Raw genomic sequence first — 22,090 nt, forward strand, 5'->3', positions numbered from 1 at the left:
GGAGATAAAATCCAGGTAAGAGAGATTGTTTTCAATGGCATTCTGGTTTCTGGCCTCTATGCTCTTGGCCATTCCAGATAGCTTAAGGCCTTGAAGCTGTTTTATTATTTCCATGGGCCTTCACCTCCAGCCAACCTGTCATATATTGACAAGTCATTGGCAAAACCTGATCCAGTGACTGTTGATCCTCTTGTGTCACTAGAAACATAGAGGCCGTTTTCGCATATCCTCTTGACTGATCTATAGCTTATGGCTCCAAAAACTATGGCCCTTTCACAGGCCTTGTTTAATACATCAGGGTCAAAACTTTGGCCTAAAGATAAAACTCCCTGGATTGATCTCCGCCAACTCTGGGGAAAAGCTTTCTCAAGATGGTTTAAAAAATCCAGCACAAATGGCCCTATCTCTTTACACTTGGCCTCATAATAGGACCGTGGCTTGGGCAGCTTATAGTCCTGGAATATGGCTCTTATTTGTTATAAACTCCCCCTTGCCATTGGAGATTATATGAACGGCTATCTCACTTAGGTCTTTGTCAAAAATATGCAATAGGTGGGAGGTGGCCTTTAAACTTACTTCTTTGCCTACATACCTATAGGGAACAGAATAATAATTATATTTGTAGTATATATGGCTATAGGCATTGACCTTTCGCTTGGACAAAAATGGAACCTCATATCTCCTTAATGGCAATGGCTTAAGAGCTCTCTTTTCCGTTCTCTCAAACTCCTCCCTGGGGACCTTGCGGGTAGTACCATGAACACGGCTATTGCATATTTCATCGAGCCATCTTTTGAGCTCTGTTCTTGCTCCTGAAAGCTCCCTGCTATCAAGCCCCTTCAAGAAAGATCTTTTTACATACTTGATACCAGACTCTACCTTCCCTTTCTCTTCTGGACGCCTAACCCTACAAGTTGCCGGGCTTGAACCATAATGCTGAAGCATTCGTGAATACTCTGATTGAATCTCTGGTTCATAAAAGTTCGACCTCACAACTCCTGATTTGAGGTTGTCTATCAGAACAACTTCTGGCACTCCACCAAAATACTCAAAGGCATTTATGTGACACCGCAAAAACGTCTCTGTATCTTGGGTCAAAACCAACTCGTAATAGCTCATACGGCTATAACTAAGGGCCATGCAAAACACCCAACATTTACGCCACTTACCCTCGATTAAAAATTTTCCAGCATATCCAAAATCTACCTGGGCCTCTTTACCAGGGGGACTAAGTATTGGAATCTTGCCATCCTTGCCAACCTTTAGCTTGCGGAGATACTTCTTTAACCCGCTATAGCTGATCTCAACGCCATGGATCTCACAAAGCTTGCGGTGGATTAAAACCCCAGAAAGCCCTTCTTCTAAATATGAAAGTATTTCCTCTCTATATGCGTCCAGCCTGCTCCTCTTTCGCATCCTGGGAACCTTTACCTCCCCGTCCTTTACTCTCTCACGAATCTTCCTCACTGTCTTTCTGTCAATCCCCAGCTCACGGGCAATACCGGAAATGCTCCATCCTTGATCCAATAATGTCTTTACTGTGTAATACATCTCAATCCCCTTCATCCTCAGGCCCCTGTTTAAGTCATTTCTTAAACAAGGTAACCCTTTAATTATTCATTGACTAACCAAGTGGGGATTTTTAAGTGCCCTACCCTGGGGAAATTAAAGTGACTTTAACACTCAGCATTAGCAGAAGCTCTTTGTACTATAAGCCCAAAGGGCTATCGGAGCTGGACCTTGTCCTAATGAAAGCCATTGATGAACAATATCTTAAAACACCTTACTACGGGAGAAGACGAATGCGTCATGCCCTTAAAAAGAGGGGATACCAAGTGAGTGAAAAGAAGGTCAGGCGCCTCATGCAGCTCATGGGATTAAGGGCAATAGCTCCTGGTCCCTTTACCAGCACCAAGGCTCTTGAGCACAAAGTCTTTCCCTATCTGCTTAGGGATTTAAAGATAACCAGGTCCAACCAGGTCTGGAGTTCGGATATCACCTATATCCCGATTATGGGCAATTTTATGTATCTCTGTGCAATTATAGACTGGTACAGCCATAAGGTAGTAGCCTGGAGCCTGTCGACTACCCTTGATGCCGAGTTTTGTGTTTCCTGCCTGGAAAGGGCCATAGCTCGATATGGGGCTCCTGAGATATTCAATTCGGATCAGGGGAGTCAATTTACCAGTGAAGAGTTCATAAAGATACTGGAGAAAAACAAAATCCGGATTAGCATGGATGGGCGTGGCAGATTCCTGGACAATATTTTCATTGAGAGGCTTTGGCGTTCGCTGAAGTATGAACTTATCTATATTCAGGAGGTTGTCTCAGTGTCTGAACTCCGTAAAGGGCTTATGACTTGGTTTGAATCTTATAACAAAGAGAGATTTCATCAGGCTCTTGGTTATCAGCCCCCTGATGATATCTATGAGCTAAATAAGGCAGCATGATCACACCAGCAATGGAAGCGAACATAAAATCACAAATGTGCTGTACAAAAAATGGGTACCACTTCACTTCCTCTGGAGGTGGGGGTCTCTAATAAACTATATGTTATGTATGAACAAAAAGAAAATTTAAAACAATTTTTAATTCTAAAAGTAATTAGAGGTTGCTCTATGAAGAAAGGAATTGTTTGTTTTTTATTTGTATTACTTTTTCCAATCAATTTATTTGCTAATAAGCAGATTTACCCTTTGTATGATTCCTCCTTAGCTCCTTATGCTGTTATTAAGTTTGCAGAATGGAGTGATGCCGAGAATAACCTTATCGGCTTAATATTAAAAGTCCCAAAAGATACTGTCGAAATTGATGTATTAGTTTCAGGAAAAGGAACTAAAATCCAAGCATATACCTATAATTATGCAAATTATAGAATAAAATTACAAGATAAGCTTGGAGAAGGAATTTCATCAGAAGTAGGGGAGTGGACGAAGATTAAAATTTCAAAGTTATATAATGATAGTGATATATTCTTGAGATTTGATTTTTCAAATTCTATTGGTAAATATTTAGGTAATCTTCCTGTAAGTTATAAAGTTTTTAAAGATAGCTATATAAAACTTGTCTATCATAATGTGAAATATAATTCTGATTCAATAGAGGAACTTGAATGGAATTCACCAACGTTTCCTACAGTTAAAGATGGTGATAAATATACAGTTCGGCCTTATATAAAATTTATAAAAGAAGGAAATTATAATTTAGAAAGTTTTGAAGTGCAACCTGGTGCGACATTTATAAATAATAAATTACGCTTTAGAATAAAGTGTTTTAATAAATGTGAAAATATAAAAATAGATCTTAATGGAGATGATATATTTGATTTTGTGTTAGATGATAATGATGAAAATGATAATAATTTAAAAGAAGGTCTCATTGATTTTTATTATGTATATAGTGAAAGTAAAATTTATAATGTAAAAGTCTGCTCAGAGAATAGCAATGATTGTCTTCAATCAGTTGCAGTTATAGCTAACACTAATATAAAAATGGATAGTCTATTTGGAGAAAATGTTTATGTATTTTGGCCAGAAAAATATAAATTTTTAAAAAATTTTGCACAATATGCCATCTCTGCATACGATGTGTTGTTTAAAATAGGTTTTTTTGATTATTGGGGATTTAAAACAGATTTTTTGCCTAATTATGTTGTAATAAGCTATCCATTGGATAAAGAGTTTGCTAAAGATCTGTGTGTATTATATACGCAAGATAAGAATTTCTGTAATAAAGAAGCAATCATCAACAATTATTTAGACGGGTCGACCGAAAACATAATGCTGGCAGGCGAGACATCTTCAATTACAAGTTTAGATATTATATTACATGAATTTGCTGGGCATCCATTTGATCAGATGTCAAATTTAATGAGATTTAATCATGATATTACAAAAGATTTTCCTATATGGAGATATGAAGGTGTTCCTGTGATAATGAGTGGGAATATTGGTTATGGAAATACATACGGAACACGACATTACACTGCTCAAAAAGTTTTAAAGTCAGATTCTGTTTTAGAAGACTTTATCCATAAAACTTCTGATGATGTTGTATGGGGGTGCAACGGGGCAGCTACTGATTGTTATAGGTTAAGCTCATCTTTATGTGGCGTAATATTTCCTGAATGGTGGTTAACCATAACTCAAGAGCAGTTTAGGAATTATTATAAGAAATTAGGTTATGAAGATCATGTCAAGGCATTCTATGAAGTTTTTGGATATGATAATAATCATGTTTGGGAACAATTAGTTGACTGGGCTAGTGATGATGTCCCTGATTTTATTAGGCCACAATTAATCGTTGTTGATCCTAATAAATTAAAATTTAAATTAGAAGGAGAAGGAAATTATTTAATTTTAATTTATCTAAATGGAAGTCTTAGGCCAACAAAAAAACTATTTGCAAAATCAAATGAAATTTTTGAGCTAACTGACTTTAAAAAATTTAAAATTGAAACATTGAGATTAGTTATTAGGCAAGTTAAATTTGCAGAAAAAGGTTGGCCATTGTTATCTGAAGGAGGATCTCATTATGTATTACTATTTAAAGAAAATAAGAAACATTTTCTTAATTTAACTGACTACAATGGTGCAATAGTTATTGATAGCACACAAAATTCAGACCTGGCAGATGATATTGTATTAATGAATATCACAAGTCGAGCTATCATTCCAGAAATGGTAGTTTATAAAAATAAAATTTGCTTTGATTTGACAAACTTTTCAAATCTTTTTGATATAATGCCGTTATATGATACTGTTTATTTTAACTGGAATAATAGAGAGAGTCATTTTATTTTTGAACCAGCCGATAATTATGTTTTAGATACCGATCTTTTTTTGTTTCAATACGAATCAAAAATTTAAGTATCTGCTATTAGAGGAAAGAACAAAGTTTTTAGAAGAATATTTTAATTCTAAAGAGTATTCAATGTACTTAGCAGTTCAAATACCTGATGTAATAGATCTTACAGATTATTATCTAGAAATAAATTCAGCAAAAGATAAAGTAAAAACTATTTTTTCGGATACACCGTTAAGTGTTAATATTTATGATGAAGGAGAGTTAATAGATATATCTCACAATAAAGTTATAATTAATACTGAAGAAAATAATTTTATAAAAATATTACCAATTATAAAAGTTGACAGACAAGATATTGGAAAAGATGCTACACTACTTATGTATATTAGGCCTAGAAATTTGGACATTACTATACCACTTTTAAAGAAAACTGTAACGTTGAATGATACTTTAGAGGTGGATTTTTTAAATCAAATATTCGATCCTTCTGACTTAAAAAATATGACATTTGATATTTATATTGGATATGAAGTTGGAGGTATAATTAAATATAATGGATTTGTAATAGTTTTTTCTTAATAAATATTAATCTCGTACTTTTATTAATACCTACAAAAGTAAAATCAGTATTTATGCAATTGTATAACAACATGAGGGATGCTTGAAAAATGAACGAATCAATGCCGGCATCTTCTGCAACGATCTGAGGACTCCCATTACTCTATTCTCTAAATGCTCTTTTGATACCACCAATGACCGACTAACTTTGCGCTTCACATGGTTCCAAACTTGCTCGTCTGGATTCAAATCAGGACTATACGGAGGCAAATAGAATATCTCTAATTTCCCTTCTAAAGACGATACTAGCTCCCTTACCTTCTTGGAATGGTGAACTCTGTGATTGTCTAAAATCAAAAAGATCTTCTGGTCCATACCCTTGACGAGACGTTTTAAAAAATCACAAAACACCTCTGCAGTTACAGAACCTTTAACAGTCATAAATCGAAAATGGCCCCTTGGACTTATTGCTGATATCATGTTTAATGAAAAACGTGCACCTGTGGACATAACTACCGGGGTTTTACCACGTTCACCCCACGTTGTGCCTCTATGATAGTCAGAACGCACTCCGGATTCGTCTCCAAAAAATATTACTGCACCTTCTTTCTTGGCTCTGGCTTTTATCTTAGGATACTCTGTGGTTTTCCACTCATTTACTAAAGCCTTGTCTCTCTGAGTGGCTCTATAAAGGGGCCTCTGAGGACTAAAACCGAGGGTCTTTAAAATGCGACCTACTGATACCTCGCTTAAACGCACACCAAACTTCCTGAAAATCAGTTCTTTCACCATTGCCAACGTCCAAAGTGCAAATGTAAAATTTAGTTGTCTCGGGTCCTTGTCTCTTAGTGTTCTGGCCAACCATTGCAACTGGCTTGCATTAAGCTTGGGCGGTCTCCCTGGAACAGGCTTGGCCTTCAATGCATCAAAGCCACCATAATGATTCTTCTCAAGCCATCTGTAAATAGTCCGATGATTCATTCCATAAAAATCAGCAACATCTTATGGCTTTTTGCCTTCAAGGACTTGCTGAATTGCTCTCATACGAATGGCTTCAAGGGTCTTATGGTCAAGTTTTCTGCCGTCAAATTCTCTCTTACATTTCATAAAATTATTATACCATAAATGGCTTTACTTTTGCAGGCATTAATAAGATACCTATGAGTTCCTGGAATAGCTCTCCTGGTTCACCATTAGTCGAAAGATCCACATCATGGGAAGATGCAAGATTCATTAGACGCCGTTTAAGACCTGCCGTGAGAATAGCAAGAGTTCCTCGTGGGACCCCGTTAAAGGCGAAAACGAGGACTGGATACCTTTTAAAATTCCAGCTGTCATATATGTAAAGCCCCTCAAAAATCGCCTTGTTACCATTGAAAAGCTCATAAAGAGTGTTGATGGTGAGGGACTTGCCGAACCGCCTGGGCCTTGCAAGGAAATAACATACGCCTATGTCCAAAAGACGCTAGAGCCAGCGGGTCTTGTCCACATACAGCCACCTGTTCTCCTTTATCTGCCTGAAAGAGGATGTGTCCAGAAGAAGATGTTTCAACCTGACCTGTTCAAAGCCTTTAACACAATTCATTTTAAAAAATAAAACACCTGGGCAAAACTTAGCTGATTCTGTCTCCAATGTCCATATCTTCTTGACCTTAAAATCAGGATTGTAGTATACCTTAAATCCTGCAATTGGGGAGTTTACCCATTATCCCCTTTTGCCGTGCAGGATTTAGCCGGTCCATGAATAAGCGTAAGAAGATAGGAATAGGGATAAGCGATTTCAGGGAGCTTCGCGAAGCAGAAGGAAAGGAGCATGGATGAGGCCATGTTCACCTTCAGGAGCATTAGGCAGGTGGAAGATGAGGGGCAAGGGCAATCAAAAAAATTGAATAAATTTTAGCTGTCCCAATCTATATAAATTAAAAGGAAGGACATTGGCTTTTTTATCCGATGAACACTTAGCATGTTCATGCGGCAAAGGTAACAAGGGCCATTGCCGCCTGCTTTTTGAGCGTTACCGGGGCTATGTCTGGAACCTGGTTCGGAAGATGGTGGATGAACCGTCTGTTACCGAAGACCTTACCCAGGAGGTTTTCCTCAGGGTCTTCAGGGGGCTTGGCGGGTACCGAGGGGAGGCCTCTTTCAAGACATGGCTCACCAGGATTGCCGTCAACCTCTGTAGGGAGTACATGGGAAGCATGAGGGAACGCAAGTGGGCCTCGAGGGTCCAGTTAGACGGGGAAGATGACATGGACTTCCTGGCATCGGACCTCGAATCCAACCAGTGTGATCCAGCCCGGGAGATCACCAGGGTAGAGGTGCGGCAGGTGATCCAGAAGGCGCTTTCATGCCTGTCTTCTGACCACAGGATTACCATAGCCCTGTTGCTGGAGGACAGGAGCTATGCGGAAATCGCCGAGATCACCGGTGTACCTGTCAGGACGGTTGGCAGCAGGATACATTATGCCAAGCAGAAGTTGAGGAAAATATTGGAACATTACGTAAAGGGGAATGAGCCATGATTGAGAAATGCCGGGGTATGGCAGAGAAGATAAGCGCCCTGCAGGATGGAGAACTTTCAGCGGAGGAAAGAGTTACGGTGGAGGAACATCTGCAGGTCTGCGAACGCTGCCGCCAACTGCTCCAGGACTACCAGGAAGTCATGTCCCTTACAGGCGAGGCCCTCGGTCTGGACGAGAATCCGCAGGTAGACTGGGATGCCATGTGGAAGGAGATAGAGGCAGCGGGTCTTCCTGGCTCCTCACCCTGGAAGAGGTTCCTCAGGCTTTTCAGGTCCAGGTCTTCCTGGCTTCAGGCCGGGGTGGCGGCAGCCGCTGCCGCAGCTGCTGCGGCAGCTTTTTTTGCTCTTTGGCTGCCAGGCCGCGATGCCCCCTTGCCCGGCAGCATGGTGGAATCAGTGGCCAGCGCCACGGGTCAGGTCATGATGCTTCAAACCCATGATGGTCAGCCCATAATCTGGATATTGCCGGAGAGTGCTCGTGACAGGAGCTGAATATGTTGGCTAAAATGTACGGTGTTGCAATCCTTTTCTCGACTCTTATCATGGCCGCGGCCCTTCCTGCCCCAGTCCAGGCCGCTTCCATTCTTCAAGTAAATCTCCAGGTCATAAAGGCCGAGGCAGGGGGAGGCAGGGTGGACCCGAAGCTCCGGGACTTCGTTGAGGAACTCAAGCCTGTGCTGAACTTCACCGGATTTACTCTGTTGGAAAGCCTGCAGTTCGATATGATGCAGAATACCAGTTATGAAGCGCCTATCGCCGGGGAAAGGGTGCTAAAATTTCACTTCACCGGATTCAACGGCCCCCATGCCAGGCTGGAGATGGATATATGGGAAAAGGGGCGAAGGACCTTTAATACTACGGTCTTGCTGGTGGATAATGGAAGTGTGATCATAGGAGGTCCTCCCCTTGATACAGGGATGCTGCTTCTCAGGGTTCGGGGTCGATTCAAATGACGAAGACGGGCCGGAACCCGATTGCGCAGGAGCATTACCTGTGTTGCGGGCATCGGGAAAAAACTGTGTGGTGAGGAGGCACAGGCCATGTAGGGTGGATTAAGGCCTCGGGCCGGATCCACCATTCGGCAGGCAGGCAAGAAAAAGTTGGGGATGAGAAGAGGGTTTTGGTTGTGTCCAGGTTTAAAACGGTTGGTTTGTTCTGTATTACGGTCTTTTTTTGTTTTTGTTTGCGGTTTTTTTTGATGTTCCAGCCCAGTGCAAAACCAGGGGGATAATGGTCAAGGCCAGAACATCTTCTGGCAAGGTGCGGGAAATTCCCCTTTATTCCGGCTATTACGCCCTGGTGATAGGCTGCTCCGACTACCGGAACGGCTGGCCCTACCTGCCAAACGGGGTGAAGGACGCAAGAGAAGTCGCCTTAAGGCTGAGAAGGGCGGGCTGGCAGGTTGACCTTTTGGAGAATCCCACCGGTGAGCGGCTCGGCAGGGCGCTTGACGAGCTGATAGTCATGCATGGCCGGGCCAAGGACCGCGCCGTCATGCTGTGGTATTCCGGGCATGGCTACACTCTTGAGGAGGCCGACGGCACCCGGCTGGGGTATCTTGTGCCGGTCGACGCCCCCCAGCCCTCAACCAGCGAGCTGGATTTCCTCCAGAAGGCGGTTGACATGCCCCGCATCGAGACTGTGGCAAAGCGTGTGCGCGCCCGGCATGTGCTGATGCTGTTCGACTCCTGCTTTTCCGGCGCCATCTTTGCCATGAACCGGGCTACTCCCTCCCCCTACATTCAAGAAAAGATCGCCCGTCCGGTGCGGGAGTTCATCACCTCGGGCAGGGAAGATGAACAGGTTCCTGACCGCTCGGTGTTCAAGACAGTGTTTCTCCAGGCGGTCTTTGAAGGCGACGGCGACCTGAACCAGGACGGTTACGTAACAGGCGAGGAACTCGGTGCCTATCTCCAGGAAAAGGTGGTGAATTACTCCCGTGGCGGTCAGCACCCCCAGTACGGAAAGATCAACAACCCCAAGCTGGACAAGGGGGATTTTGTCTTTGTTGCCGGGGGCAGTATTGTTCACGAGGACGTGGCCACTTCGTCCCCGGCCCAGTCTGCCGGGAGGTTGAGGTTCACCAGCGTGCCTTCAGGCGCGGTGGTGTATGTTGACGGGGAGCGCCGTGGCGTGACGCCGTTGACTGTGTCTGGTTTAAAGCCTGGCGTGGTGAGTGTTCGGGTGGAAAAGGAGGGTTATATTGCCACGGAGAAGCAGGTAAGGGTGAAGCCTGGCCGTCGGGTAGTCATAGGGCTGTTCCTTGACCAGGAGAAATCCCGTGGATGGTTGACCATACGGCCAGATCCTTCAGACGCCAAGGTGCGTATTCTGAACATAAAGCCGAAGTACAGGCCTGGCATGGAGCTTTCTCCCGGCCGCTATCATATAGAGGTGAGCCGTTCGGGTTACAAGACGGTAAGCCGCTGGATAGACCTTGGCGCCGGGGATGACATGGATATTGAGATACGGCTGGAGCGTCGCTCTTCAGCCCCTTCCGCAGGGTCCAAGGTTTACATAGATGGAGGATACACTGGAAAGACGCCTTTTCACGAGGTGAAAAGCAAGGTGTCCGGCACCAGGGAAGTCCTATTTTATGAAGGATTTGAAAATTATAGTGTTGGCACTCCAGATTCCCCATGGAAATTCAATAAATCGTGGGGCGATGTTGGTCGCATAAAGATAGTGGATTCCCCTACATCTAAAGGAAACCTCGCAGTAAAAATAGAAGGAAAACAAGGGTGGGGACAAGGGATATATTATCCAAATTCTCTGATCAAGGATGATCAACAGGTATATTTTGATATTTATTTACCTGAAGGGGTGCCAACTGGAAAAGCACCCGGATATTTCATCTATGCTGGTATTTATATTACATTTTATTCTACTGGAGACAAATTTCAGGCACGCTGGGCTCATAAACCTCAGTATGCCATTTCCGGTCTTTTGCCAGGGAAATGGTATACTTTTTTAATAGATATTGACTGGAATGCTTCGACTTTTACTTTATCGCAAGGAAGTCAAACTATTGGGCCCATTTATTTTGAAAATAATCTGGCTCATGGTTGGGCTAATGATATAACGTTAGTAGGAAATAATAGTGCTACTATTAATAAAATATGGATCGACGAAATCAAAATTTTTTCTAAATAGTTGTAAGAGTTCGGATTCAATCTGACATTCTGGTATAGGCACGCCCCGGGTTTTCCGCGGCGGTTCCTGGAACGACCTCCCGAGGAACGTCCGCTCAGCGTACCGCAACAGGAGCAGGCCCGGTTGCCGGAATATTTACTTGGGCTTCCGCCTGGTTCTGCCCCCAGGTCAGGCAAGGTGAGCAAGGTAGGGTGGATTGAGCGGAGCGAATCCAACCTCCGGCAAGGCAGCGGCGGGGGGGCAGCAGGGCGCAGCGAAGCGGGACGCGGAGCCGCCTGCTGCCCTGGAAGAACAGATTGTGTTCTTTACCCTGGGGTAGTCTCCATGTTTGGACATCATGTTTTCTCTAAACATACCATGAAGAAGCAGGAAGAATGCCGCATATGTTTTTACCGCTTGTATATTTGATGTTAGAGGCAATGTTTAGGTGGTTTGTGCTGCTTTTTTTAGCCCCCTTTTGTCGCTTCCGAGCATGGAAGTCCCGGTCGGGAACAGGCCCTATAAGGGTGGCGGCATGGAAGCCGCCACCGGCCGTTGGGCCATGGATGGCCCTTCGGGCGGCCCCGGTCCGGGGCGACACGCGCAGGAGAAAAGCGGCAACCGGGGCGCCCTTTTCTTTGGTTCGTTTCTTTTGGGCGCGCAAAAGAAATGAACAATGCAAACTTTAACGGCGGATTCTAATCAATATATCGTTTCAATATATCGTTTGGTGTTTGTTGATAAAAAAATAATTGCAGGACAGTCTCTACAGGGTAATATTTTTTAAGTGTCGAAGGAATGGAGATGGTGTGACCTTGCACAGCGGCGGAACCAGTACCGGCACTGCCGGCTAACATCAGGACAAAGATTCGTAATTCGACATTCCCTGTTCGACATTCGAAAATAAATCAATCTTTAAACAGTGATCAAGGTAGGGTGGTTTAAGGCCGAAGGCCGTATCCACCCCCCGGCAAGGCCATTGATAAGCGAATTGGAGGATGACGAAGAGAGAGGAAGGGCGCACCGAATGGAGAAGAGATTTTTATTGCTGTTTGTCATAATCCTGCTATTTCCAGCGTTCTGTTCTGCCTCCCGGGGCATATCCATTCGTCCGGTTGCTCCCACAGGCCAGAAGGTGACAGGTGATAACTGGCTCTTTGTAATAGGTATCGACAGCTATCTCCACTGGCCGAGGCTCAAGACAGCGGTAAACGACGCCCGTAGCGTGCGGGACGTGCTCCTTGAGCGGTATCACTTTGACAGGTCCCATCTCATAGAGCTTTATGATGAGGATGCCACCCGGAAAAACATCATAGGCAAGCTCCGCTACCTTGCGAAGCATGTCAGGGAAGACGATACGCTGTTCATTTTCTATGCCGGCCACGGGCACCTTGACTCCATCACCAAGGAGGGTAGCTGGATACCTGTCGAGAGCGGAGTGAGGGATGCGTCCAGTTGGATAACCAACCACGACATCAAGAACTATCTCAAGGTTGACGCCATCAAGGCAAAGCACATCCTGCTGGTTTCAGACTCCTGTTTTGCCGGAGATTTTTTCCGTGGTCACCGTGGAAAGCTCCCTGAGGTCACCGAGAAGGTGATCAGGAAGGCCTGGGAGCTTCCGTCGCGCCAGGCCATCACATCTGGTGGGCTTGAGCCTGTGAGTGACGCCGGTTTTGGAGGCAACAGCGTATTTTCCCATTTTCTCATAGCGGCGCTCAAGGAGAACCGCAAGCCCTACTTGATTCCTTCTGATCTCTATCCTTACATCCAGGCTGGTGTGATAGAGAACGCGGAGCAGTATCCCCAGTATGGAATCCTGCAGGGCACAGGTGGCAGTCAGGGAGGTGAGTATGTTTTTTTTCTTAAGCAGGGGGCCCGGCTTGACGACCTTTCGGCCCAGGCCCGTGCGCGCCAGGCGGAGCTTGAGTGTTTGAAGAGGCTGGAGGCCCAGCAGGAGGCGGCCCGCAGGCGCGAGGCAGCCGAGATAGCCAGGCGCGAGGCGGAGCTGTCGGCCCTTGATGCCCGTATTGCCGAGATGAGGAGAAAACTCGGTACTTCTGCCGCAACCTCTTCAGACAACCTTGACAACATGTTGGCCATGGTGAGGCAGAAGGAGGCCCAGCAGAGACGGCTCGAGGAGTTAAAACGCAAGCGTGAGGAAGAGGAGAAAAAGCGCAGGGCAGAGCTCGAGCGCTTGAAGGCAGAAAAGCGTGAAAAGCTCAAGAAACAGCTTCAGGCAGATATCGACAAGTACAAAGCCATCGTCTCCTCTCCCTTTGGAAAGGATATGAAGGATGCGGCTTGGAAGAGCCTTGTCTCTAAGTATCCAGGGGCGGCCGAGGTTCCTGTGGGCCGTATTGATATTTTTAGGTTTGTAGTGGTTTACGGCATCAAGTATGAGTTGAGAAAACCGTTTATCGAGCCAATTACCGGGATGGAGTTCGTGTGGGTTCCCGGCGGGTGTTTTGAGATGGGGTGCGGATCATGGCAAAGCGATTGTGACAGCGACGAGAAGCCTGTTCATGAGGTGTGCGTCGATGGTTTCTGGATTGGAAAGTACGAGGTGACCCAGGGGCAGTGGAAGCGGGTAATGGGAAATAACCCGTCCAAATTCAAGAAAGGGGATGATTATCCAGTGGAGAGAGTTTCATGGGATGATGCCCAGGAGTTTATAAAAAGGCTCAACTCAAAAAGCGGCCGTACCTTTCGTCTTCCTACAGAGGCGGAGTGGGAATACGCATGCAGGAGCGGCGGGAAGGAGGAAAAATATTGCGGTGGAAGCGCTGTTGACCGTCTGGCTTGGTATTGGGGGAACAGTGGCGGATCAACCCATCGGGTTGGCACAAAGGCCCCCAACGGCCTTGGCATCCATGACATGAGCGGTAACGTCTGGGAGTGGTGTGAGGATTGGTATGATGAGGATTATTACAGGAACAGCCCTCGCAATAACCCGAAATGCCCTTCATCAGGCTCGTACCGGGTTTCTCGCGGCGGTTCCTGGTACTTCAACCCGAGGTTCGTCCGCTCAGCGTACCGCAACAGGTTCAGGCCCAGGAACCGGCTTAATTACTTGGGCTTCCGCCTGGTTCTGCCCCCAGGTCAGGCAAGGTGAGCAAGGTAGGGTGGATTGAGCGGAGCGAATCCAACCTCCGGCAAGGCAGCGGCGGGGGGCAGCAGGGCGCAGCGAAGCGGGACGCGGAGCCGCCTGCTGCCCTGGAAGAACAGATTGTGTTCTTTACCCTGGGGTAGTCTCCATGTTTGGACATCATGTTTTCTCTAAACATACCATGAAGAAGCAGGAAGAATGCCGCATATGTTTTTACCGCTTGTATATTTGATTTTAGAGGCAATGTTTAGGTGGTTTGTGCTGCTTTTTTTAGCCCCCTTTTGTCGCTTCCGAGCATGAAAGTCCCGGTCGGGAACAGGCCCTATAAGGGTGGCGGCATGGAGGCCGCCACCGGCCGTTGGGCCATGGATGGCCCTTCGGGCGGCCCCGGTCCGGGGCGACACGCGCAGGAGAAAAGCGGCAACCGGGGCGCCCTTTTCTTTGGTTCGTTTCTTTTGGGCGCGCAAAAGAAATGAACAATGCAAACTTTAACGGTGGATTCGTCGTCCTGCCAAAACGGGACTCCTTGATAACACTTATCGTTTTTTATTTTTTGTAAATTCCTCCGAAAATTTTTTGGGATTTAGGATTAAAATCCCCATATAGTTCTCGATTTGTTTTAGATGTTGATCTCCTGAAATAATATATTGAGCTTTTAAAGCTACAGCACATTCTATAAATTTATTGTCGTCTGGATCATCATGCACAATACTTAAAACGGGGGTTTTAGCTGTGAAAATGATATGATGGCCTTCTGCAAAAATATCCAATAATTCTTGTAATTCTTTTCCATCTTGAAGCCCCAATCTTTTCAGGACAGCTATATATTCATCAACAATTTTATTGGAAAGACATAGTGTAATTTCACCTTTTTTCCATAAATCAATTACCTTTTTAGGATTCCCTCCAAAAAATGAAGAAATAAAAACACTTGTATCAACCACAACTTTAATCATTTTTTGTTCTAACTTGATGAATAATTGAATCTATATCATCCTTAGAGAAACCATGCTTTTTTATTTTTGTTCCAATTCGTTCCCATAATTCATCAATATATTGACCAATGTCACGATTTTTAACATAAGATTCTAATAATTCCCTTATAATTTCACTTACATTCTTTCCTTCAGCCTTAGCCAGCCTGGAAACTTTGTTTTTTAAATCAGGATCAATGCGGACTATTACTTGGGTGGTCATTTTAAACCTCGCATGTTTTGATATATTGTTATTACAATATGGCTTCCGCAAGAAGGACAGTCAATAAAAGGTTGCATCTCAGGCATTTGAAGCCGCAAGAGGCTCAGAATTTTACCGAATCTGCTGTTTTGTCGGCCAGTTGAAATACCGTATAGTATGTCTGCGTGCCCTCCGCCTTGCATCTTGGGCAAATTTCCGAGCTGCATAATCTGTGGTTTAAGGTAAGTGTATGCCATTTTTACGCTGACAGGCTGTATAGCAGTCGCATTTATTCTGCTGGTTCCGGGCATTAGACCTGGACAAGGAGTGTTTAACTCAGGGGCAGGGGGTGTGGTAGAAACAAAGAATTGAATAAATTTGTGTTGTCTCACTCTATATAAAGATAATCCCAGATTATGCACTTCAAATGCCTGAGGAAAGTAATTTTTATGAATTATTGGATAGTTAGCATGCATCTTTTCCCGTTGTGGCTTCACCCAAAAGGTGAAGTTCAATCCGTGATAAATCCTCAGGCATCTGAAGCCACAAGGGCTCGTAATTTAATGAATTTTCCGCAAACTTGCGAGCTGCATAAATTTGGGATGAAATTCAAGATGATAGATTGGTCCTCGTGGTCGTAAGTTGGACACAGGAAAGACGTTTACAAGAATCTCTCATGAATTTAATTGAGATTAGGGATTATGCAGATGACAATACACCACCTTCGACTCCTCCGGCACTTTACATTGCTGCTCATTTCCTTTCTTCTCCTGGCTGGGCGCACTTTCCCGGCCTTAGCCTCATCTTCTTCCCCTGGCTGGAACAGTGCGCCTTCCCGGCTCAAACAGGCCCCGGGTGTTGTGGAGCAAGATGGATGGATCTATGCCACTGCGCTTGAAACCGTGTCTCCAGGAAGCTACCGGCAGGATAAGGCCAATGAGATTGCCATGAAGAAGGCCCTTGCCTCTGCTATCCGCATGGCCGGTATGGCCGCGGTGTGTGGGCAGCTTACCGCCTCTTTGGAGCAGGACCAGATCCAGGATTTTTTTCTCCTGCTGGCCCCGGCGCTTCCTCCTCTTCGCCTTGAAAGGATGACTGTTTTGCGGCAATGGGAGATAGGGTATGGCCAATACGCCATGTGTGCGGTTCCCCTATCCTCCGCGGCAGGGGTTGTCTGCCCGTTTCCCGATCTTCCTTCTGCCATCTCCGCTTATCTCCAGTCAAATGCCTTGTCCCTTGATGGGTTATCGTTTTCCCTTGGTTTGACGCCGCGACATTCCAGGCTTGCCTCGTCCATAAGGGCACGGATGGGAGAGTTGTTAGCTGGAACTGGCCTTAAATGTTCGGTTACGTGTCCTTCCGGGGGTAGGCGAGGTTCCGGCTATGGAGGGGAAATATTTAAACTGGCCCTTATACAGCAGAGGCGGATACAGGCTGAATCAATGGTTATGCAAGCCCGTAAAGCAGGGGAAAAGGGCCGCTGGACCCAGGCATTGGATCTGGCCTCCAGGGCAATTTCTGTCTATCCGGCCTGTTCTTCAGCCTATCTGCTCATAGCTGAACATTTCATGAAGGAGGGACGCTATCCGATGGCTGTCCCGTTCCTGGAAAGGGCCTTGGCTGTCCCTGGCCAGGATCAAAAGGCCCTGAAACTTCTGGTCTCGTGCCTTGAAGGCTGCAATAGTCCGGAGGCGGAACTCTACCGCCTGATCTTGTCCCGGACCGGGCGTCGCCGGTCTGTGCCGGACCAGTGGAGCAAGGAGGCCACGAGGCTTTCGGATATGGGTGCCCAGGTCAGTCGCCTGGTGCTACTTAGCGCTGGCAACGCATTGGAAGGCCCTGCAGTCCAGGCGGACCAGGATTTTAAGAAGGCAATCACGGCGTACAGCCAGGCTACTGGGGATGAGGACGTGGCCCTGGTGCTGGATAAGCTTCTTGTCTCAAGGGACCGGTATCCATATTGTGCTGAGGCCTACAATCTTATAGGCGCCTGTTACCGCAATCTGGGAAGGCCTTTCCTGGCCATTCCCTTTTTGCTCCAAGCCCTTAGGTTGCGCCCTGGCTATGACATGGCCTTGGTGAATCTTGGAATTTGTTGCAAGGAGCTTGGGCTGAAGGGGGCAACAAGGTATTATTTCAGCCATCCGGAGGTGGCGGGCAGTGCCAATAAGTGGGTTGTCAAGTGGCATAGGAGGGTTATGGATGGCGGCCTGGATTAGAAGTGTTAAAAGCGTTTGCTGGATGCCGCGTCTTTCGGCCTTTTTTCTCATTTTATCGCTTTTTCTGGGGTTGGCTGCCCCGTCCCTGGCCTTCAAGGATATGCGCCTTCTACAGCCTTACAGGGCGCTGCTCGAAGAGCGTGGGAGGCTTTCGTCTCCGGGGGCCTATATATTCAGGATATCTGATGAAGAGACCGTGGTGGTGGGAGTGGGCCAGGGCTTTATCGAAGGGACGGACAAGGCCTGGATCGATAGGGCCGTAAGGTCAGCCTCCATTATGGCCAGGAGCAGCCTGGTCCAAAGGATATTTGGAGAAGAGATGCAGGCCGTTCGTACTGTCACAGGCAAACAGGGAACCATGGTCCACCGCCAGGAGCTTCAATCGGTCTCCAGTGCGGTGCTGAGGCGCGCCCCTGTGGTTGGGTCGTGGAAGGCCGATGATGGGGGTGCGGTGTTCGTGGCAGTGGGATTCGTTGTTCGTGACGGCCAGGTGGCAATGGATGCTGCCGGACAGAGGCACGAGCCGGTTGAAATACGACTTTTAGAGGGCGAGGAGCCCTTTGTCACCCTGTTGCGTCATAACTTTACCCTTGCCCTTTACGGCGGGGCGGAAGGGTTTGTCTTGCCCGGGGAATGCCGGGTGCTGCTGGCAAGCGGCAAGGCCCTCCTTTCTGCAGGCCCTGCCCGTGCAAGGCGTATAGCCAGGCTGAGGGCGGTAAAGGAATTGCTGGCAAGGCGCGACGGAATCACTATAGTTTGCGTGGAGCGGCTTTCCGAGGGAGAGGTGGTGGAGACAGATGGGGCTGTGGTCAGGACTAACCATCTGTCGGAGTTCATGGAGGTTCACAAGGAGGAGGTCAGCGGCGTAATCAATGCCATGCCGGTGGTGGCCGTGTGGCAGGATCCCGAGGGCGAACATCTCTATGTGGCCATGGGAAAGGAGTTTGGGTGTACAAAAGGAGAATAACATTTACGTAGAACGCCTAACTGCAACGGGAAAATCTGGCACTGTATGACTGGACCCAGCCCGACCGTACAAGAGTGCCATTGGGAATGCCAAACTTATGGCCATGCTTCGTGTATTGGTAAAGGGAAATATCGACCAGTTTTCCCCTCTGGTTAATGAGTTTGTAATAACAACTCTCTCTTTTTTCGATGTCAGGGGGAAGAATCCCGAGGCGGTGTATCAGGCGTTCGTATTAGGGATGCTCCTTAATCTGGGCAGGGATTATGAGATAAGCTCAAACTGGGAGCTTGATTACGGACGTTATGACATCCTGGTAGTGCCCAGGGAGGACCGGAGCCGTCCTGCAATCCTCATGGAGATGAAGAGCATAGCGGTTTTTTACGAGGAAGAGCCTGAGAAGGCCATCAAGGAGGCAGTGGAGCAGATAGGAAGGCGCGCCTATGCAAGGGAGCTGGAGGCCCGCGGTTTTACCAACGTCATCAAGCTGGTGGTGGTATCTGACGGCAAGAAGGTGTGGGTGAAGAAGGTGGAGGATGAGCATTTTCCTGCTCCCTTACATTGACGCAGAGGGCTTCACTGCAATGGGAAAATCTGGCACTGTTACTTGTTTTGCAGTTACAGGCATTAAAATGCATCCGGGTCTGCCCCCTCTCCTGATGATACCAGGCCCTTTTTTTCAGGCACTGGCCCTAGAGGAGCCACCTGTCTTTTGGGCCTTGGATGGGCCACCGCACCTGCCCCCTTTTCAATGGCCTTTCCCAGTTCCATGGCAGCCGCCTGGGACTGTGGAGACCATGCCATGACCTTGAGCACCATTGGCCTGCCTGTGAATGGATGCTTCAGTTCCTTGGTGAAAAGACCGTGGAGCCCGCGCACCTTCTGGCATCTGGCCACTGCCTCGATCTTCTCCTGAAACTTGCTGATGGCGTGGTATTCGTCGCTGCCTTCTCCTGTGGCCTCGTCCAGGTACTGCGCAAGGACCTCCATCATATCCTCGGTGGCGGCGAAAAACACCCGTTCACCCATAAAGGAGCGCACTGCTGCCATGGCCCGCAGCCTTGCCTTTTTTCCTGCCAGGGCATAGGCCTTGTCTTTGCGGCCGCCAATCACCTTGACCCCTGCCTGACCAAAGGCAAGCAGCACGTGCTCGCCGTGCTGGTTTATGAATACCCTTACTCCAGACAGACATGCAAGCTGGGAGGGGTCTGACGGAAGCTGGGCCAGCACCTCCTGTTTGGCCCGCTTTCTTGGGAGTGGGGCCGGGCCTCTTCCTTCCACCATGGTGTCAACCATGCGCTGCATATTCAGGGACCAGAGCGTGATCACCACCACCTGGTAACCATTGTGATAAGAGCCCTCAAATGTCTGGATGGTCTGGGTCCCCTGGACATCGGCAAAGGCGCAGGCTGCTGCCTTGAGAGAGACCTGGCTTATATTGCGCAACTTGTTGAGCCTGGCCCGCCTGGCATTGGCCGCGGCCTTCTTCCTGGCCTTGTTTGCCTTTTCGGCAGCAACATCCACCCCGGAATCCATGAGTTGCCTGTCCAGCTTGGCCTCCACCAGCCTGGCGCTTTTCTTTGCAATGGTATAGAGCTGGTCCAGGATCCCTGCCTGTGCTGCCTTTTTTCTGAAGTTGGCGCTAAAGTTAATGATCCGCTCCAGTTCCTTGCGCTCCTCTGGATTGATCTCGCGCTCAGAACTGCCGCGTCTTGTGGCAATATCCACTCCTAAAAATATGGCAGTCTTGGCCTTGGCCTCCAACTCGGCCCGCTGAAAGGCAAGATAACGGCTGTCGATGAAGTTCGGGTCAGAGGGCCTTGCATTGATCACGGCAGTTCCCACGCTGATATAGAGAAGCTTGCCCTTGTAGAGGTTCCTCCCTTCCTCAAACCCTTTGTTGTCAAGCCATTCGTAGGCGGCCTCCACAGGATTCCTGCCGTGCGGAAGCACAACGCCTGGATGGCTTGTGGATTCGCTCAATATCTTGACCCCCGGACTGGTTGCAAAAACCCTCCACTCCTGGACCTCAGAAGCCACGGCAGCCTTTTCGTCCGCCTCTGGCCCACTGGCATCAATAGATGACACAATGGATACCAGCATGACAATGAGACAACCTGCGGCCACAAGCAGCATGGATCGATGTAACATACCTTTTTCCCTCATTTTTTCTCCTCCTTTTATCACAACAAAAATATTACCATCAAATTCATCCTGTTACGGCAGCAAAGTAATCAATCTCAAGAGGACCGTTCCGTCTTCTCCGGTCTCTTCCCTGCCGATAACGGTTGCTCCCTGGTCAACCGATTCAAGCTCGGTGTGGAAAACTTCCTTATGGCCTTGTTCAATGGTCACGCGAAGGCGGCATTTGCCTTGCTCACGTCCCCTGGAGTTGATCCTCAGTACCTGCCCACGTGCCAAGGAGACCGTGCCGCTTTCACCCCTCGCAAGGCGCAGCTCATTTTCCTTGACCAGAGAAAAACTGGTGAATTCAAGGGCAAAGAGCGTCTCTTCTCCTATGCCTTCAAGGGCCGGGTCGAGATAATAGCGGTCCCGCGAGGCCTTGATGGTCTGAACCCTTACCACAGTGATATCCCTTGTATTTTCTTTTTCCCGGCCTCCTACTTGAACAGGCTCAGGGGCCGGTCTGCTGTTGAAAATGGCAGGCCGAGACTTACGTCGGACCGTATGTCTGGTGGGTTTTACGCTACTTCTGTGTGCCATTACCGTCTGGCAGAATGAATGACTGGCAAGCTCAGGATAGGCCTTGGCCAGTGGCTCCATCTCCTTGGCCGCCAGTCCGGCCTTGCCTGCTTCCACTAGGCAAGAAAGGCAATGGCGCAGTTCCACCTCTGGGAGCTCTATGCCGTTTGCCTGGGCGAAGCCGCAGGCTTTAGCCATCATTGAGGCAGCGTAGGCATGGTCTCCATGGCGGCAAGCCATATCAATAACCATGACCATGTCCTTCATATAGACATCGGCAGGCGTAAAGGTCCTGAGCCGTTTGAAAAACGGATCGGCCTCCTTGAACATCCTCCTTTTTAAAAGCGCCATGGTGTAAAAGTGGAGGGCATATCCTGATAATTGGTTTGGATGCATATTGCAGAATACCTTGCGGTAGAGCCGTTCAGACGCCTCCCGTTTCCATTCATCCGAGGCCCCAGTGTTCAACATGTAATATAGCTCAGCCAGAGGATAGAAATAATCTCTGGCCTCTGGCCCTGGCTTCTGCAGTAGTTTCCGCACCAGGGGTTCAGACTCCCACAGGCCGTCCAGCACCTCCTGTACCTGATCCTTGGCAGATATTTCTGAGAGTCCACGGAGTATGTGAACCTCAAGTCTGCGGTCCGGCGTGAGCAAGGCCTCATCCACAGTCGACAGGTAAGTAATGGTCTCCGGAGCCTTGATCTTGAATGAAAATTCTTCAGGCACACGGTCTCTCAAGGGATATGGCTGGCCTTCCAGGGCCACTTCCATCTGCTTTCCAGCACAGGCGGAAAGAGTCAGTATCGCCGCAAGCCACAAAAACATCATGACTGGACGCAGCCCAGCCGTACCGAAGTGCCAACTTCTTACTATTTCATATCGCAATGTCCCACCTCCAT

At 47.4% G+C, this 22,090-nt stretch carries 18 protein-coding genes and 2 pseudogenes; 13 read left to right on the forward strand and 7 right to left on the reverse strand.

The genetic code is table 11. From position 1 onward, the window contains the following. Positions 1-447: 447 nt before the first annotated feature. The gene (gene istA, locus DBT_RS11250) at positions 448-1,566 is read right to left on the reverse strand and encodes an IS21 family transposase (RefSeq protein ID WP_067620700.1); all 1,119 of its coding nucleotides are present in this window, start codon (positions 1,564-1,566) and stop codon (positions 448-450) included. A gap of 104 nt (positions 1,567-1,670) precedes the next feature. On the opposite strand from istA, the gene DBT_RS11255 reads away from it, so the two are divergent. The 3 genes from DBT_RS11255 to DBT_RS11265 all read left to right on the forward strand — a co-directional run bounded on the left by DBT_RS11255 (position 1,671) and on the right by DBT_RS11265 (position 5,385). After that, on the forward strand, positions 1,671-2,450 hold the full coding sequence (locus DBT_RS11255) for an IS3 family transposase (protein ID WP_161939971.1): 780 nt from the start codon (positions 1,671-1,673) through the stop codon (positions 2,448-2,450). A gap of 51 nt (positions 2,451-2,501) precedes the next feature. Then, a complete protein-coding gene (locus DBT_RS11260; protein ID WP_161939972.1) occupies positions 2,502-4,868 on the forward strand; it encodes a hypothetical protein in 2,367 nt (788 codons plus the stop codon). A gap of 64 nt (positions 4,869-4,932) precedes the next feature. Further along, the gene (locus DBT_RS11265; RefSeq protein ID WP_067620708.1) at positions 4,933-5,385 is read left to right on the forward strand and encodes a hypothetical protein; all 453 of its coding nucleotides are present in this window, start codon (positions 4,933-4,935) and stop codon (positions 5,383-5,385) included. A 51-nt stretch (positions 5,386-5,436) separates the two neighbouring features. Here DBT_RS11265 and DBT_RS11270 read toward each other — a convergent pair. Then, a pseudogene (locus DBT_RS11270) lies at positions 5,437-6,471 on the reverse strand (IS630 family transposase). A gap of 7 nt (positions 6,472-6,478) precedes the next feature. Then, positions 6,479-6,823: an AAA family ATPase gene (locus DBT_RS11275; protein ID WP_067620711.1), complete on the reverse strand. Its 345-nt coding sequence runs from the start codon at positions 6,821-6,823 to the stop codon at positions 6,479-6,481. A 475-nt stretch (positions 6,824-7,298) separates the two neighbouring features. Between DBT_RS11275 and DBT_RS11280 the strand changes: the two genes are divergently transcribed. The 7 genes and pseudogenes from DBT_RS11280 (at position 7,299) to DBT_RS11860 (ending at position 14,132) form a co-directional block, all read left to right on the forward strand. Beyond that, positions 7,299-7,886: an RNA polymerase sigma factor gene (locus tag DBT_RS11280; RefSeq protein WP_161939973.1), complete on the forward strand. Its 588-nt coding sequence runs from the start codon at positions 7,299-7,301 to the stop codon at positions 7,884-7,886. Between the two features lie 17 nt (positions 7,887-7,903). Further along, a pseudogene (locus DBT_RS12940) lies at positions 7,904-7,987 on the forward strand (zf-HC2 domain-containing protein); the annotation flags it as partial. 39 nt (positions 7,988-8,026) lie between these two features. Then, on the forward strand, positions 8,027-8,377 hold the full coding sequence (locus DBT_RS11285; RefSeq protein ID WP_244155360.1) for a hypothetical protein: 351 nt from the start codon (positions 8,027-8,029) through the stop codon (positions 8,375-8,377). A 2-nt stretch (positions 8,378-8,379) separates the two neighbouring features. Continuing rightward, the gene (locus tag DBT_RS11290; RefSeq protein WP_067620719.1) at positions 8,380-8,838 is read left to right on the forward strand and encodes a hypothetical protein; all 459 of its coding nucleotides are present in this window, start codon (positions 8,380-8,382) and stop codon (positions 8,836-8,838) included. A 277-nt stretch (positions 8,839-9,115) separates the two neighbouring features. Further along, entirely contained in the window at positions 9,116-11,038 is a 1,923-nt protein-coding gene (locus tag DBT_RS11295) for a PEGA domain-containing protein (protein WP_067620723.1), read from the forward strand. 34 nt (positions 11,039-11,072) lie between these two features. Beyond that, complete coding sequence (locus DBT_RS12945) at positions 11,073-11,219, forward strand: SUMF1/EgtB/PvdO family nonheme iron enzyme (RefSeq protein ID WP_141674295.1); 147 nt, start codon at positions 11,073-11,075, stop codon at positions 11,217-11,219. Positions 11,220-12,044: 825 nt separating this feature from the next. After that, positions 12,045-14,132 (forward strand): SUMF1/EgtB/PvdO family nonheme iron enzyme, encoded by a 2,088-nt coding sequence (locus tag DBT_RS11860; RefSeq protein WP_083186791.1) that lies wholly within the window; start codon positions 12,045-12,047, stop codon positions 14,130-14,132. 530 nt (positions 14,133-14,662) lie between these two features. Here DBT_RS11860 and DBT_RS11320 read toward each other — a convergent pair. Together DBT_RS11320 and DBT_RS11325 are read right to left on the reverse strand one after the other, a co-directional pair. Further along, positions 14,663-15,082 (reverse strand): putative toxin-antitoxin system toxin component, PIN family, encoded by a 420-nt coding sequence (locus DBT_RS11320; RefSeq protein WP_067620737.1) that lies wholly within the window; start codon positions 15,080-15,082, stop codon positions 14,663-14,665. After that, a complete protein-coding gene (locus DBT_RS11325; RefSeq protein WP_067620740.1) occupies positions 15,075-15,323 on the reverse strand; it encodes a CopG family ribbon-helix-helix protein in 249 nt (82 codons plus the stop codon). Before DBT_RS11325 ends, DBT_RS11320 begins: the two co-directional genes overlap by 8 nt. A 686-nt stretch (positions 15,324-16,009) precedes the next feature. Between DBT_RS11325 and DBT_RS11335 the strand changes: the two genes are divergently transcribed. From DBT_RS11335 to DBT_RS11345, 3 genes are all read left to right on the forward strand, one after another. Beyond that, positions 16,010-17,521, forward strand: coding sequence for a tetratricopeptide repeat protein (locus DBT_RS11335; RefSeq protein WP_161939974.1), 1,512 nt, complete (start codon positions 16,010-16,012; stop codon positions 17,519-17,521). After that, the gene (locus DBT_RS11340) at positions 17,505-18,488 is read left to right on the forward strand and encodes a hypothetical protein (RefSeq protein ID WP_067620748.1); all 984 of its coding nucleotides are present in this window, start codon (positions 17,505-17,507) and stop codon (positions 18,486-18,488) included. Before DBT_RS11335 ends, DBT_RS11340 begins: the two co-directional genes overlap by 17 nt. A gap of 103 nt (positions 18,489-18,591) precedes the next feature. Beyond that, a complete protein-coding gene (locus DBT_RS11345; protein ID WP_161939975.1) occupies positions 18,592-19,050 on the forward strand; it encodes a PD-(D/E)XK nuclease domain-containing protein in 459 nt (152 codons plus the stop codon). Between the two features lie 62 nt (positions 19,051-19,112). Here DBT_RS11345 and DBT_RS11350 read toward each other — a convergent pair whose 3' ends face one another. Then, a complete protein-coding gene (locus DBT_RS11350) occupies positions 19,113-20,651 on the reverse strand; it encodes a DUF6844 domain-containing protein (protein WP_067620755.1) in 1,539 nt (512 codons plus the stop codon). A 51-nt stretch (positions 20,652-20,702) separates the two neighbouring features. Further along, positions 20,703-22,076, reverse strand: coding sequence for a hypothetical protein (locus tag DBT_RS11355; RefSeq protein WP_067620758.1), 1,374 nt, complete (start codon positions 22,074-22,076; stop codon positions 20,703-20,705). Between the last annotated feature and the right edge of the window lie 14 nt (positions 22,077-22,090).

This window comes from Dissulfuribacter thermophilus, from assembly GCF_001687335.1.
Lineage (GTDB): Bacteria > Desulfobacterota > Dissulfuribacteria > Dissulfuribacterales > Dissulfuribacteraceae > Dissulfuribacter > Dissulfuribacter thermophilus.